At 61.8% G+C, this 13,848-nt stretch carries 12 protein-coding genes; 2 read left to right on the forward strand and 10 right to left on the reverse strand.

Going from position 1 to position 13,848, the window contains the following annotated elements; genetic code table 11:
* Positions 1 to 9: 9 nt before the first annotated feature.
* The 3 genes from HU759_RS17520 to HU759_RS17530 form a co-directional block, all read right to left on the reverse strand.
* Positions 10 to 1,134, reverse strand: a complete 1,125-nt coding sequence (locus HU759_RS17520) for an alkene reductase (protein ID WP_186618363.1) — start codon at positions 1,132 to 1,134, stop codon at positions 10 to 12.
* 79 nt (positions 1,135 to 1,213) lie between these two features.
* On the reverse strand, positions 1,214 to 1,891 hold the full coding sequence (locus tag HU759_RS17525) for a type 1 glutamine amidotransferase domain-containing protein (RefSeq protein ID WP_169988365.1): 678 nt from the start codon (positions 1,889 to 1,891) through the stop codon (positions 1,214 to 1,216).
* On the reverse strand, positions 1,888 to 2,496 hold the full coding sequence (locus HU759_RS17530; protein ID WP_186618364.1) for a TetR/AcrR family transcriptional regulator: 609 nt from the start codon (positions 2,494 to 2,496) through the stop codon (positions 1,888 to 1,890). The genes HU759_RS17525 and HU759_RS17530 overlap by 4 nt, the downstream gene beginning before the upstream one ends.
* Positions 2,497 to 2,682: 186 nt before the next feature.
* Between HU759_RS17530 and HU759_RS17535 the strand changes: the two genes are divergently transcribed.
* Complete coding sequence (locus HU759_RS17535; protein WP_186618365.1) at positions 2,683 to 3,621, forward strand: GlxA family transcriptional regulator; 939 nt, start codon at positions 2,683 to 2,685, stop codon at positions 3,619 to 3,621.
* Here HU759_RS17535 and HU759_RS17540 read toward each other — a convergent pair.
* Genes HU759_RS17540 through HU759_RS17550 form a run of 3 tightly spaced genes read right to left on the reverse strand, consistent with a single transcriptional unit; the run spans position 3,608 to position 7,839 of the window.
* On the reverse strand, positions 3,608 to 5,029 hold the full coding sequence (locus HU759_RS17540) for an aldehyde dehydrogenase family protein (RefSeq protein WP_170040799.1): 1,422 nt from the start codon (positions 5,027 to 5,029) through the stop codon (positions 3,608 to 3,610). The two genes, HU759_RS17535 and HU759_RS17540, sit on opposite strands and share 14 nt — an antisense overlap.
* A complete protein-coding gene (locus tag HU759_RS17545; RefSeq protein WP_186618366.1) occupies positions 5,026 to 6,321 on the reverse strand; it encodes an aminotransferase class III-fold pyridoxal phosphate-dependent enzyme in 1,296 nt (431 codons plus the stop codon). The genes HU759_RS17540 and HU759_RS17545 overlap by 4 nt, the downstream gene beginning before the upstream one ends.
* Before the next feature lie 12 nt (positions 6,322 to 6,333).
* Complete coding sequence (locus HU759_RS17550; RefSeq protein WP_186618367.1) at positions 6,334 to 7,839, reverse strand: serine hydrolase; 1,506 nt, start codon at positions 7,837 to 7,839, stop codon at positions 6,334 to 6,336.
* Between the two features lie 138 nt (positions 7,840 to 7,977).
* Here HU759_RS17550 and HU759_RS17555 point away from each other — a divergent pair, with 138 nt between their 5' ends.
* Entirely contained in the window at positions 7,978 to 8,856 is an 879-nt protein-coding gene (locus tag HU759_RS17555; protein ID WP_099549174.1) for a GntR family transcriptional regulator, read from the forward strand.
* Between the two features lie 167 nt (positions 8,857 to 9,023).
* On the opposite strand, the gene HU759_RS17560 is transcribed toward HU759_RS17555, so the two are convergent.
* The 4 genes from HU759_RS17560 to HU759_RS17575 form a co-directional block, all read right to left on the reverse strand.
* Positions 9,024 to 10,307, reverse strand: a complete 1,284-nt coding sequence (locus HU759_RS17560) for an OprD family porin (protein ID WP_186618368.1) — start codon at positions 10,305 to 10,307, stop codon at positions 9,024 to 9,026.
* Positions 10,308 to 10,417: 110 nt separating this feature from the next.
* Complete coding sequence (locus HU759_RS17565; RefSeq protein ID WP_099549172.1) at positions 10,418 to 12,052, reverse strand: ABC transporter ATP-binding protein; 1,635 nt, start codon at positions 12,050 to 12,052, stop codon at positions 10,418 to 10,420.
* The gene (locus tag HU759_RS17570) at positions 12,049 to 12,903 is read right to left on the reverse strand and encodes an ABC transporter permease (protein WP_099549171.1); all 855 of its coding nucleotides are present in this window, start codon (positions 12,901 to 12,903) and stop codon (positions 12,049 to 12,051) included. Before HU759_RS17570 ends, HU759_RS17565 begins: the two co-directional genes overlap by 4 nt.
* On the reverse strand, positions 12,900 to 13,841 hold the full coding sequence (locus HU759_RS17575; RefSeq protein WP_099549170.1) for an ABC transporter permease: 942 nt from the start codon (positions 13,839 to 13,841) through the stop codon (positions 12,900 to 12,902). The genes HU759_RS17570 and HU759_RS17575 overlap by 4 nt, the downstream gene beginning before the upstream one ends.
* Positions 13,842 to 13,848 lie beyond the last annotated feature (7 nt).

A 13,848-nucleotide genomic window follows, 5' to 3' on the forward strand; every position in this document is an offset into this window, starting at 1 on the left:
TTGGCACACTTACCCGGCGTACACCGGGTAATCGGTATAGCCCTGCTCAAAGCCGCCATACATGCCCTCAGCCCGCAGCGGGTTCAATGGCCAGCCGTTGAAAAGCCGCTGTGGCAAGTCCGGGTTGGCGATGAACGGGCGACCGAATGCGATCAGGTCCGCCAGCCCCGCCTCCAGCAGCTTTGCACCGCGCTCAGCGGTGTAACGCCCGGCGTAGATGATCCGTCCGCTGAAGGTTTTGCGCACCGCCTGGCGGAAGGTTTCCGGCAGGTCAGGCGCGTTGTCCCAGTCGGCTTCGGCGATGGACACATAGGCAATGCCAGACGCCTCCAGCACCTTGATCGCCTCGATATAGGTGTGATGCGGGTCTTCCTCCACCAGGCCGATGTACACGCGGTCCTGATCAGTGCCGCTGAACAACGGCGAAAAACGCACGCCAAGACGCTCCGGCCCAACCACGGCCGTCACTGCTTCAACGATCTCGCGCAAAAAGCGCAGGCGATTGTGCAACGAGCCGCCGTATTCGTCGTCGCGCTGGTTGGCGTGAGCCGAAATGAACTGGTTGACCAGGTAACCATTGGCGGCATGGATTTCCACGCCATCGAACCCGGCGTCCAAGGCATTGCGCGCAGCCTGTGCGTAATGCCCAACCAACTCCTCAATCTCCAGCACGCTCAATGCACGCGGCACCGGCGGCTGTTTCAATTCGCCCACGCCGGGGCCGGTTTCGATAAAGGCTTTCGCCTGCTCCGCCCTCAATGCAGAGGGCGCGACCGGTGCCAACCCTTCTGGCTGCAGGGCGTTATGGGACACACGGCCAACATGCCAGAGCTGGGCGAAAATCACCCCGCCTTCGGCATGCACCGCCTCGGTGACTTTGCGCCAGCCGTCGATCTGCGCGGGCGTGTAGATACCCGGCGTCCACGCATAGCCCTGGCCGCGAGGTTCGATCTGTGTGCCTTCACTGACCATGAACCCGGCGCTGGCGCGCTGGCGGTAATATTCGGCCATCAGGTCGGTGGCGATATCACCCGGTTGCGCACTGCGTTGACGGGTCAAGGGCGGCAGCACAACCCGGTTATTCAAGGTGTGACACCCCAGTTTTATCGGGGTATTTAAAACACGCATAGTCATGAGTCACTGTCCAAATTCAGGGCGAACAAAAGCGTTGGCGGCTCTTGAGAGCCGCCAATGCCTACAACGGTTAGTTAATTTAAGCGGTGAGTTTCAGCAGGGCCTTGGCCACATCGCTGGAGCTGGCAGGGTTCTGCCCGGTCACCAGCAAACCATCTTCAAGCACAAAGGATTGCCAGTCGGCGCCCTTCTCATACAGGCCACCGAGCGCCTTGAAATCATCTTCAATCAAAAACGGCACCACATCGGTCAGGCCCACGGCGGCTTCTTCGGAATTGGAGAAGCCCGTCACACGACGGCCCTTCACCAACGGCTCGCCGTTGACCGCCTTGACGTGACGCAGCGCGCCCGGCGCATGGCAGACAAACCCGATCGGCTTGCCGGCGCGCTCAAAGGCTTCGATCAGCGCGATCGACGCTTGCGATTCGGCCAGGTCCCACAATGGCCCATGACCACCTGGGTAAAACACCGTGTCGAAGTCGGCAGCATTCACCGAGTCCAGCTTGACCGTGTTGGCCAGGGCCTGCTGCGCGGCCGAATCGGCGGCAAAGCGGCGGGTATCGTCGGTTTGCGCATCCGGCTGGTCACTGACCGGGTCCAGCGGTGGCTGGCCACCGGCCGGGGATGCCAGCACCAGTTCGGCACCGGCGTCCTTGAAGGTGTAATACGGAGCGGCAAACTCTTCGAGCCAGAAGCCGGTTTTACGACCGGTATTGCCCAGCTGGTCGTGAGAGGTCAGTACCATTAATACTTTCATTTTCCAGTGCCTCGATCGATGGGTTGCAGTAGATGTTGTGTGAGTAGCAGCGCCTCATCAAACGGCGCGGATGTTCGGGTGATCTTGCTCATGACGCTGGTCCCCAGCCACAACGCATACAGGCGCCGGGCCAGGCTTTCGGGGTGTGGCTGTGCCTGCAGCGAGCCGTCTTCAACGCCGTGCTGCAAGGCTTCTGCCAGCAACGCAATGGTGCGTGCAGTGCCGCGCTGCAGGGCCAGACGCATCGGCTCTGAAAGATCTGACACCTCGGCACCGAGTTTGACGGCAAGGCATTTGCCCGTGTCGGTGCAGCCGGTCTGGTTGTCGACCCAGGAGTGCCAATAGCGCATCAACTTGGCAAAACCTGACAGCCTAGGCTGATTGAACAACTGCTGCATGCCGTTGACGTAGTGGTCGAAGTAACTGTCGAGCAACACCACGCCGAAGGCATCCTTGGAGTTGAAGTAGTGATAGAACGAGCCTTTGGGTACTTCGGCGGCTTGCAGTATTTCGTTCAAGCCCACCGCAGAAAATCCTTTACGGCCGACAATCACTTGCGCCGTGTCCAGAATGACCTGCCGAGTACTTTTAGCTTGGTTGTTCATCACGCTTCCCGTCCGATTAGACCAGTCGTCTAGTTCGTTGAGGGGATGTTAGGCGCCACGCAAACCTTCAACAATGTCAGATGCGCAAGGATTCCGGACATGCCACAAAGCCGGTTGCCGTTTACCTGGCACGCGCCGACAATCACCCCTCCCGAGCCCTTGGCCCGCGTTTTTTGGAGAACAATGATGCACAGCGTTGCGCTGATGGTTTACCCGAACTTTCAATCCCTGAGCCTTAGCCTGGGCTCGGTATTTGAATGCGCGAACCTGCTGCGCGGCGAACCGGCCTATGAGTTTCACCTGGTGTCCGAAAGCGGCGGTGCCGTGATGACCTCCCAAGGCTTTTCGGTGAACACCACGCCGATCCGCGCGCAGGGCTATGACACGCTGATCGTCAGCGGCTATCTGGAATTTCGCTTGCCGGAAGCCAACCTGCTCGAATTGGTCAAGGCCGCCTCCGCCCAATCACGGCGCATGGCCTCATTGTGCATGGGCATCTTCGTGTTGGCCGAAGCCGGCTTGCTCGAGGGCAAGCGCACCACCACCCACTGGATCCACGCGCCCGCCTTTCGCAAGCGCTACCCGCACATCCAGCTTGAGGAAGACAAACTGTTCGTGGTCGACGGCCAGATCTGGACCGGCGCCGGCATGAGTGCCGGCGTCGACCTGGCACTGGCCATGGTCGAGGCTGACCTGGGCAGCGACCTGGCCCGGCGCATCGCCCGCAAACTGGTGATCGCCCAACGCCGCGGCAGTGAGCAGTCGCAATTGTCAGCCCTGCTGGAACTGGACCCCAAATCCGACCGCGTGCAGCTGGCCCTGGCCTATGCCCGCGAAAACCTGACCCACGACCTCTCGGTGGAAGCCCTGGCCGAGGTTGCCCGCCTGAGCCCGCGCCAGTTCAGTCGGGTGTTTCGCGAAGAAACCGGGCAAACGCCGGCCAAGGCCATCGAATCACTGCGCGTGGAAGCGGCCCGAGCAATGATGGAAACCAGCCGTCACCCGGTCGAAGTGGTGGCCCGCGAAACCGGCTTTGGTGACCGCGAACGCATGCGCCAGGCGTTTCTGCGTGCCTTCGGGCAGCCGCCACAGGCCATGCAACAGGTGTTGTTCAATCCGGGTTAGGCGCATAACCGAACATCGACTTCACCTCCAGGTAATCCTCCAAGCCAAACACGCCCCACTCGCGACCATTGCCCGACTGCTTGTACCCGCCAAATGGCGCGCCATTGTCAGCCTTGCTACCGTTGAGGTGGACCATGCCCGTGCGCAGTTGCCGAGCCACGAAACGCGCGCGTTCCAGGGTGCCGGCGCTGACGTAACCGGAGAGACCGTAGGGGCTGTCGTTGGCAATTGCGATCGCCTGCGCTTCGCTGTCGTACGGGATGATCACCAACACCGGCCCGAACACTTCTTCACGGGCAATCGGCGACTGCGGGTCGACGTCGGCGAACACCGTGGGCCGCGTATAAAAACCCGTCGTCAGCGCTTCGGGCCGCCCCACGCCACCGCATACCGGCGCCTGGGCGACTGCCCCCAACACCCTCTGCACGCGTTCGAACTGCGCCTGATTGGCCAGCGGCCCGATGGCCGTGGCCGGGTTGCTGTCGTCAAAACACACTTGCGCCGCCACCTCTCGGGCAATCTGTACCGCACCGGCCTGCATGGCCCGTGGAACCAGCAGGCGCGTCGGTGCGTTGCATGACTGCCCGCTGTTGCGAAAGCAACTGCTGACGCCGTGGCGCACCGCTGCATCGAAGTCCGCATCCGCGAGGATCAGGTTGGCCGACTTGCCGCCCAGTTCCTGGCAGACCCGCTTGACCGTTTGCGCGGCCGCCTTGGCCACCGCAACCCCTGCGCCGGTCGAGCCGGTAAAGGAAACCATGTCGATATCAGCATGGCGGGCAATCCCCTCGCCGAGGGTCGGCCCATCACCATTGACCAGGTTGAACACGCCCTTGGGCACCCCGGCGCGATGCAGGATGTCGGCCAGCAACAGGGCCGACAGGGGCGCCTTTTCGCTGGGTTTGAGCACCAGGGTGCAGCCCGCTGCCAGGGCTGGGGCGAGCTTGCAGGTCAGCTGATTCAGTGGCCAGTTCCACGGCGTGATGAGCCCGCACACGCCAATCGGCTCACGGCTGATCAGAGTGCTGCCGTGGAGGCGCTCGAATGCGTAGTCTTTCAGCAGTTCATAGGCCCGTTGCAGATGGCCCAGGCCTGCCGGCACGTGTGCGCTGCGCGCCAGCGACAATGGCGCGCCCATCTCCTGGTGCACGCACTGCGCGAGGGCTTCGCTGTGTTGGCGATAGCCGTCGATGATCGCCGCCAACAGCTCCAGGCGTTGCTCGCGTGACCATTGGCTGTAGCAGTCAAAAGCGCGCCGAGCGGCAGCCACCGCCAGGTCCAGATCGGCGACAGTGCCCAGGCTGATGCGGGTGATGACGCACTCGGTGGCCGGGTTGAGCACCGCCAGGGTTTCGGCCCCCAATGGCTTGACCCATTGGCCGTCGATGTAAAAGTCCCGGTGATTCATCGCGTCGCCTCCAGCGCAGCGCCCAAGGTATGGAAAACCAGCGCGACCTGCTCCTCGCTGATGATCAACGGCGGCGACAGCAGGATATTGTCCCCGGACGCGCGCACCAGCACGCCCGCCTCGTAACAGCGCTGGGCGACTTCCCCGGCCCGCGCACCCGGCGCACCCTCGCGCGGCTTAAGTTCGACCGCACAGAGCAAACCTGTTGCACGCACATCCAGCACCCACGGTTGTTCACGCAGCGCCAGCGCGCGGGCTTGCCACAGCGGGGCAAGCTGCTGAACATGGGTGTTGATAGCCAGTTCCTCGTGCACCTGCAGGGTCGCCAAACCCGCTGCGCACGCCAGTGGATGCGCTGAATAGGTGTACCCATGCATCAACTCGATGGCCTGCTCCGGGCCTTGCATAAAAGCCTCGTACACCGCGCCGCTGACCAGCACGCCGCCCATGGGCACCGCACCGTTGGTGAGGCCTTTGGCCAGGGTCATCAGGTCTGGCGTAACACCGAAAGCCTGGGCGGCGAACCCATGACCGAGGCGGCCGAAACCGGTAATCACTTCATCAAAAATCAGCAGCACGCCATGACGATCACAGATCTCGCGCAATCTTTGCAGGTAGCCCAGGGGCGGTGCGTACACGCCGCCTGAACCGGTGACCGGCTCGACAATCACGGCCGCCACGGTTGCCGGGTCGTGGATCTCCAGCAACTGCAACAAGGCATCGGCATAGTGCGCGCCCTGCTGCGGCTGACCCGGGCTGAAACGTAAGCCCGCGTCATAGGGCAGCGGCAAATGCGCCACATCACCCAGCAACGGGCCGAAGTCGCGCTTCTGGCGGCCAATCCCCGACACCGACAAACCGCCAAACCCCATGCCATGATAGCCCTTGGCGCGGCCGATCAGCTTGGTGCGGCGGCAGTCGCCGCGCGCCTGATGGTAGGCGCGAGCGATCTTTAACGCAGTATCCACCGCTTCGGAACCGGAGTTGGTAAAAAACACTTTATCCAGGCCCGTAGGGGCGGTTGCCACAAGACGATCAGCCAGGGTCAGCGCCGCAGGGTGGCTCATCTTGAATGAGGACACAAAGTCCAGGCGCCCCGCCGCTTCCCGAATCGCCTCGACGATACGCGGCTGGCCGTGACCGGCGTTGACGCACCAGAGCCCGGCCATGGCGTCGAGCATCTCGCGCCCCTCGGTGGTGGTGTAATGCATGCCGGCAGCGCGATCAAACAACATCGACTGACGGTTGAAGGCGCGCATCGCGGTAAAGGGCGCCCATAGGGAAGAGGTCATTGCGTGCACTCCTTAAGACTGTGTGCGTACGCCGAAAAGGGTTGGCCGTTGCAAGGCACCGGCGTTGGTGTTCACACCTCGGTCGCAATACAAGCGACCCTCCAGCAGGCGGCAGCGCACGTGGTCACCGAATGCGGTTTCAACAAAGCGCCAATCCATGTGCAACTCGCCCTCGGGCATCCACCGCGCCTGGGCAACCACCTGCGTTTGCTCGGGTTGATACTGGTGATGCAGATAGTTGCCGGTCATGCTGGTGGTGGTTTCGATCGGTTGCCGCAAGCCGGCACGTATGTGGTGGGTGCCGCGGTGGTCAACCAGGGTGAAATCGCAGTGCTCTCCCTGGAAATCAAAGGCCAACTCGCGCACACCGTCCTCATTGGGTTCGATGGCGAACCGACCTTGCATGGCGGCGCTGGCGGGCGAGGCATGCAGGCCTGGCAGCCCGGGCAGGCGCAGGCCCTCGATCAGCGCGTCCAAGTGCATTTGGCTGGTTTGAGCATCCGCAGCAGTGCGCCCCAGCGCCGGGAACAGATGCTGCCACAGCGCCTGGTGCAAGCGTTTCTCGCCCAGGCGCAGGCCGCAGGTGAAGACAATCACCGTGTCCTGCTCCGGCAGCACCATGCACTGCTGGCCGAACACCCCCGAGGCGTAATAGCCGCCGTGCTCGGTCATCCACCACTGGTAGCCATAGCCTTCGCGCTGGGCTTCGTTGCCCTTGTTTTTGTCCCGTGGCAGATACTGCTTGCCGTCGAACTCGCCCATCCATACGTCCTGTACCTGGTTGCGCGTGGCCTGTGCCACCCACTGTGGCGACAACAGCTGGCGGCCCTGCCACTGGCCCTGGTTGAGGTGCAACACGCCGAATTTCAACGCGTCTTCGCTGGTGCAACTCAAGCCATTGCCGCCGGCGTTGAAGCCCCCCGGCGCCAGGTCCCACGCAAGCTTGTCGAGCCCCAGGTAATCAAGGACACGCGCCTGCAGCAGGGCATGCATCGTCTGCCCGGTCACCTGGGTGACAATCGCCGAAAGCATAAAGCTGGAAGCACTGCTGTAGATAAACGCCTGGCCCGGCGGCTCGTCCACCGGCTCGTTGAGAAAGGCCTCGACCCAACTGCTTTGCAGGTTGCGCCAGTCCCCGCCGGAAATCCCGCGTGCATGGCCGGTGCGCATGGTCAGTAAATCCTCCACGGTCATGGCCGCGAGGTTGGCGCTGATGGGCTGCGGGCACAACTCGGGGAAGAAACTGACGACCTTAGCGTCAAGCCGCAGGCGACCGTCGTCCACCAACAGGCCGATCGCGGTGGCGGTCCAACTTTTAGTTGCCGAATGCTGCACATGCATGCGGTGCGCCGAGTAGGGTTGCCAAAACGCCTCGACCACCACCGCACCTTGGCGATAGAGCATGAAACTGTGCAGTTCAAGACCCGCCAGGGACACGGCCTGAATGAAATCGGCAATGCCGGCGGGGTCGACACCGCGTTCATGGGGCAAGGCCCTGGGCAACGGAATGTAGGTCATGATGTCCTCTTTGATGTTTTTATATTTCAAATAATGCAGATAAGGTTTTACTCACGACGGCCTTCATGTATTTGAGCCGCCTATAATTCAGTTTTCCGGGTATTCTTGCCTCCCTTGTCACAGGATCGACTTCACGCCATGCCCCAACTCACCTCGCTGCAGACCAAAGTCGCCGGACAGATCCTGGCCGCCATCGCCAGCGGCGACCTGCAACCCGGGATGCACCTCAAAGAAGTGGAACTGGCCCAGCGCCTGGGCGTGTCGCGCTCGCCGATCCGCAGCGCGCTGTCGTACCTGGCCACACAGAAAGCCATCGAGCCGCTGGCGCAGCAGGGCTTTCGTGTGCCACTGGAAGCCGGCGATGGCTTGGCGCAACAGGTCAGTGCGTTGCATAACGAAGAAGATCAGCTGTACACCCGCTTGATCGATGACCGTTTGAACCAGGTGCTGCCCGACCAGATTTCCGAAAGTGATTTGCTGCGCCGCTACGGTGTCGGCAAAAGCGTGCTGCGCCGGTGTTTGCTGCGCTTGTCTGATGAGGGTGTGATGCAGCGCAAGCACGGGCATGGCTGGCAGTTTTTGCCAACGCTGAACAGCCCGAAGACGCGCTTTGAGAGCTACCGCTTCCGCATGTTGCTGGAGCCGGCGGGGCTGTTGGAGCCGACGTTCACTATCAACCCTGAGCAGTTTCGCCGCTGCCGGGAGCGGCAGATGGAGTTGTTGGAGGGCACGGTTGATGGGCAGCGTTTTATCGAGTGCAACGCGGAGTTTCATGAGCTGCTGGCGGCGGCTTCCGGTAATGGCTATATCTTGCAGGCGATCCAGCAGCAGAACCGGTTGCGACGGTTGACCGAGTTTCACACGGTGAACAATGTGGAGCGGGTCCGGGTGTCGTGCCAGGAGCATCTGGCGATTCTGGATGCGTTGGAGCAAGGCGATAATGAGTGGGCGTCGACGTTGTTGCATCGGCATCTGGATGTGGCGAGCAAGTTGCGGGTGGCGCGAAACAAGAGCTGAGGCGTGTGGATTGGGGGCATATCCGCTGCAGCGGTTACGCCCACCTGGGGCTATGTACCCCGACCCAAGTCTTCCAGCGCCTGACACATGGCTCTGGCGAGCAAGCCCGCCATCGCAGGCCAGCCAGCTACCACACAGAGACAGCGTCTTCAGGGCAAACACGTGCATCACCAAAGCGCCACGGTGTAACCGACGATCACCCGGTTTTCATTCATGTCACGCAGGTAATTGGCCTTGCTCAACCCATTGCGCCAGCGCAATGAAACGCCTTTCAGCGCCCCCGACTGGAATACATACCCCACATCAATATCCCGCTCCCACTCCCGCCCTTCCCCCGCAAACCCCTTCACCTGCGCCCGGTCACCCTTGGCCCAGCGCGTAGAGAATGTCAGTCCCGCAACCCCCAGCGCCGCAAAATCAAAGTCATACCGCGCATGCCAGACCCGTTCATTGGTTTGCGAGAAGTTACTCAGCTGATACTCGGAAAACAGATAGGTATTGGTGCCGTCCACATAGGTAAACGGCGTTGTGCCGTACTGCTCCTGATACCCGCCACCCATGCTATGCCCCTTGTAGCTGAACATCGCCCGCGTACTCAGCGCGCGGTTATCCACGTTGCCCGCCGAACCGGCACCTGAGGTGTCCGCATCGAAATATCGGATATCCGTCTTGAGCAGGCCGCCGCCCAGCGCAACGCTGTTTTTCAGCCCAATAAAGTGCTGCTGATAAATATCTTCCAGCTGCGCAAAGTGATAACTCAGGGTCATGCCCGGCGTGAGCCTGTAATCGCCGCCGGCAAATCGAAAACGATCACTTCTGGCGGTGCTTTTGTAAGCCCCGCTCTGACTGGTCAGCCCCATATCCTCGTACTCGGTGGACTCACGCTGTTTGGTCTGGTCAATCTGCCCGCCAATCAGCGCCAGCCCGGCGATATCGGTGGAGGTCACCTGCGTGCCCCGGAACGTCTGCGGGAACAATCGGCTGGTATTGGGTTGCAATGTGGGCAAGTCCGGCAGCAGGTAGCCGCTGCGCAACTCGCTCTGGGCAACACGCACCTTGCCGGTCACGCCGTATTTGGAGTACTCGTCATGCGCACGCCTGGAGTAACTCGGTTTACCCGGCGCAGCATCGTTATCGCGCGACAATAAACCGGAGCCCGAGCGGTCCGGGCTGGAATCGAGTTTCAAGCCGAGCATGCCCACCACGTCAACACCCAACCCCACGGTGCCTTCGGTAAAGCCCGACTTGAGGTTGAGGATAAAACCCTGCGCCCACTCCTCGCGTTTGGATTGCCCGGCGTCTTCGCGGTAGTCACGATTGAAGTAGTAGTTTTTCAAGTCCAGATCTGCATTGCTGTCCTTGATAAAGTCCGCCTGGACCGGGGCGCACAGCAGGCCCCCGCTCATAAGACCGGCACGCTTGAAGATCAGGTTGAGCGTGTTGTTAGGCATGTTGTTGGCTCCTGGCAGTCATTTCGGTGAGTAGGTCTTATTGTTTTTCTGGGCACGACGTTCACCCTCGCGCAGGCATGAAGGCCCGCGCGCCGGATGAAATCAGGGGGTTAAATTGCCGGTCGTATTCGGTAGCCGCCGCCCGGCAGTTTCTCCAGTGGGCTGGCGGCCGCCAGTAACTGGCGGGTGTAGGGGTGCTGCGCGCAATCGAAGATCTGCTCGCGTGCCCCCACTTCCACGACCTCGCCCTGGTGCATCACCGCCACGCGATGGGCGATGCGCTCCACGGCCGCCAGGTCATGGGAAATGAACAGGCAGGCAAAACCGTACTGCGCCTGCAAGCGCTCGAACAGTTCGAGGATCTGTTTCTGAATGGTCATGTCCAGGGCCGAAATCGGCTCATCGGCGACCACCAATTGCGGGCGGCGCACCAGTGCGCGGCCAATAGCGACACGCTGGCGTTGGCCACCGGACAGTTGGTGGGGAAAGCGTTCGACATACTCCTCACCAAGGCCGACATCCTTAAGGGTTTGCGTGACGCGCTCACGCCGCTCGGCGGCATTCAAACCGGGCTCGTGGCGCAGGGGTTCAGCAAGGATCTGGCCGATTTTCATCCGTGGGTTCAGTGATGAATACGGGTCCTGGAAAATCATCTGGCACTGCAGCCGGTGAGTACGGTTGGCGGCCTTGAGGATATCCACGCCCTTGAAGCGGATCGACCCGGCACAAGGTTTGATCAACCCGACCAGCGATCGACCCAGGGTGGTTTTGCCCGAGCCACTGCCGCCCACCAGTGCCAGGGTTTCGCCAGGTGCAATCGCCAGGCTGGCCGAATGCACCACGCGCTGGTACTGGCGCTTGCCCCAGAACGAAGTCGGCCCAGGGTGCTCGATGCACACCTGGTCAATCTCCACCAACGGCGTACTGCTCGCCGGCAATGCTGGCAGCTCGCCACGCCGTGGCAAGGCTTCAAGCAGTTGGCGGGTGTACTCGGCCTTGGGCGCCAGCAGGATGTCTTGGGTACTGCCCTGCTCCACCGCCTGGCCGTGACGCATCACTACCACTTTGTGCGCATAGCGGGCCACGAGTGACAGGTCATGGCTGATAAACAGAATGGCCGTGCCCTGTTCGCGAGTCAGCTCCAGCATCAACTCGATCACGTCCAACTGCGCCAGGCAGTCGAGGGCAGTGGTGGGTTCGTCGGCGATCAACAGCGCCGGGCGCAACAGCATGACCGAGGCGAGCATGATGCGCTGGCGCATGCCGCCGGAGAACTGATGCGGGTAGGACTCCAGGCAACGTTCAGCCGCCTTGATCCCGATGCGACGCAGCATGGCCAGGCAGCGCTCGCGGATCTGCGGCGGGTCGAGGTCAGTGTGCAGCCTGAGCGCCTCACTCATCTGTTGGCCGATTTTTAACGCCGGGTTGAGCGACACCATCGGTTCCTGGAACACCATGCCGATGCTCGCACCACGAATCGCGCGCAATTCTTCAGTGCCGGCCTTGACCAGGTCGCGGCCCTGGAAATCCAGGCGCCCGCCACACACTTGCATCGGCAACGGCAGCAAGCCGATGGCAGCGCGAGCGGCCATGGTCTTGCCGCTGCCCGACTCGCCCACCAACGCCACAATCTCGCCCGGCGCGATACAGAAACTCAGGTCATCGACGGCCAGCGGGCCATGTTCCCCGACGCGGATCTTCAGGTTTTGCACACTCAACAAAACACAATTGGCGGGCATGTTCATTTCCTCATCCGGGGGTCGAGACGGTCACGCAGTGCGTCGCCAAACAAGTTGATCGCCAACAGCGTCAGGCAGATAAACAGCCCCGGAAACACACCCAGCCAAGGTGCCGAGGCGATATACGGCCGACTGCTGGCAAGCATGTTGCCCCAGGTGGCAGCCGGTGGCGGTACGCCGAGGCCGAGGAAGCTCAGGGCGCTTTCCGAAAGCAGCGCCCAACCGAACATGCTGGTGGCCAGCACACACAGTGGCGCGAGGCAGTTGGGGGCGATGTGCCGCAGCATGGTGTACAGCTCGGAGTTGCCGATGACCCGCGAGGCTTCGATGTACTCCAGCTCACGCAGGGATAACACCGTGCCGCGCACGACCCGCACCACCGAGGGCGTGTAGGCAATGCCCAGGGCCAACACGATGCCGTATTTGCTGGCACCGATAATCGCCATGATGCCCAGCGCCATGAGGATGCCGGGAAACGCCAGCAGCGCATCGTTGAACATCATCAACACGCGGTCGGTCCAACCGCGCAAGTAACCGGCGAGCATGCCGATCACGGTGCCGGCCAGTACCGCCACCGTCACCGTGAGCAAACTCACCCACAGGCTGGTGCGGGCACCGATCAGCAAGCGGCTGAACACGTCGCGACCAAACTCATCGGTGCCCAACCAATGGGCCGCTGATGGTGCTTGGAAACGCGCGATCAAGTCGATCTTCAGCGGATCGAACGGCGACCACACCAACCCCATCAACGCCAGCGCGATCAACGCCACCAGCAGCCCGCCGCCGATCACGGCATTGGCCGGCGCCCACCCGCGTCGGCGCTTGGCCGCTACGGGCACGGCAATAGTCGAACTCATAACTTCACCCTTGGGTCGAACAGCGGATAGAGCAGATCCACACACAGGTTGACCAGCACATAGATAAAGGTGATCAACAACAGGCAGCCTTGCAGCACCGGATAGTCGCGGGCAAAAATCGCATCGACCATCAAGCGGCCGATGCCAGGCAGGGTGAACACCGTTTCCAGCACAGCGATTCCACCCAGCAGGTTGCCGAGGATCAGCCCGACCAGCGTCCAGGTCGGCGCAAACGCATTGGGCAACGCGTGTTTCCACAGCACCGCACGTTCCGACAGGCCTTTGGCGCGGGCGTGGGCGATGTACTCCAGGCGCAGCACTTCGATGGTGCTGGCACGCGCCATGCGGGTAATCGCGCCCACTTCAACCAGGGTCAGCGTCACCACCGGCAGCACCATGTAGCTGATCGCTTGCCACGGCGCCTGGGCAAAACTCACGTAGCCCACCACCGGCAACCAGCCCAGTTGAATACCAAAGGCATGCAGCAGCAACAGGCCAAGCCAGAAACTGGGAATCGACAGCAACAAGGTGGCGACGGACACCAACCCAAGGTCGAGCGCGCTGTTTTGTTTCCAGGCCGCGATCAAGCCAATCGGCACGGCGATCAACGTGGCAAACAACACCGCCACCAGCACGATGGTGGCGCTGACGCTGAAGCGGTCCAGGATCAGCGGCAATACCGCCTGCTTGGTGCTGATGGATACACCCAGGTCGAAGCTCATTACGGCCTTGAACCAGATCAGGAACTGCATGACCAGCGATTGATCCAGGCCCAGGGTGTGGCGCATATCGGCCAGGCTTTGCGGGTCGGCCATATCACCGAGCATCAACAGCGCCGGGTCGCCCGGGATCAGGCGAATCAGTGCGAACACCATCACCGAGATCAGCAGCAGTGTCGGAATCGCCATCGCGAGTTTTTGCAAAATAAAACGCAACATGCTCAGG

Origin of the sequence: Pseudomonas sp. OE 28.3 (genome assembly GCF_014268205.2) — a bacterium.
Lineage (GTDB): Bacteria > Pseudomonadota > Gammaproteobacteria > Pseudomonadales > Pseudomonadaceae > Aquipseudomonas > Aquipseudomonas edaphica.

Coding starts and splice junctions, on each gene's coding strand:
- HU759_RS17520 (WP_186618363.1), bottom strand. CDS start 1,134: ATGACTATGCGTGTTTTAAATACCCCGATAAAACTGGGGTGTCACACC.
- HU759_RS17525 (WP_169988365.1), bottom strand. CDS start 1,891: ATGAAAGTATTAATGGTACTGACCTCTCACGACCAGCTGGGCAATACC.
- HU759_RS17530 (WP_186618364.1), bottom strand. CDS start 2,496: ATGAACAACCAAGCTAAAAGTACTCGGCAGGTCATTCTGGACACGGCG.
- HU759_RS17535 (WP_186618365.1), top strand. CDS start 2,683: ATGCACAGCGTTGCGCTGATGGTTTACCCGAACTTTCAATCCCTGAGC.
- HU759_RS17540 (WP_170040799.1), bottom strand. CDS start 5,029: ATGAATCACCGGGACTTTTACATCGACGGCCAATGGGTCAAGCCATTG.
- HU759_RS17545 (WP_186618366.1), bottom strand. CDS start 6,321: ATGACCTCTTCCCTATGGGCGCCCTTTACCGCGATGCGCGCCTTCAAC.
- HU759_RS17550 (WP_186618367.1), bottom strand. CDS start 7,839: ATGACCTACATTCCGTTGCCCAGGGCCTTGCCCCATGAACGCGGTGTC.
- HU759_RS17555 (WP_099549174.1), top strand. CDS start 7,978: ATGCCCCAACTCACCTCGCTGCAGACCAAAGTCGCCGGACAGATCCTG.
- HU759_RS17560 (WP_186618368.1), bottom strand. CDS start 10,307: ATGCCTAACAACACGCTCAACCTGATCTTCAAGCGTGCCGGTCTTATG.
- HU759_RS17565 (WP_099549172.1), bottom strand. CDS start 12,052: ATGAACATGCCCGCCAATTGTGTTTTGTTGAGTGTGCAAAACCTGAAG.
- HU759_RS17570 (WP_099549171.1), bottom strand. CDS start 12,903: ATGAGTTCGACTATTGCCGTGCCCGTAGCGGCCAAGCGCCGACGCGGG.
- HU759_RS17575 (WP_099549170.1), bottom strand. CDS start 13,841: ATGTTGCGTTTTATTTTGCAAAAACTCGCGATGGCGATTCCGACACTG.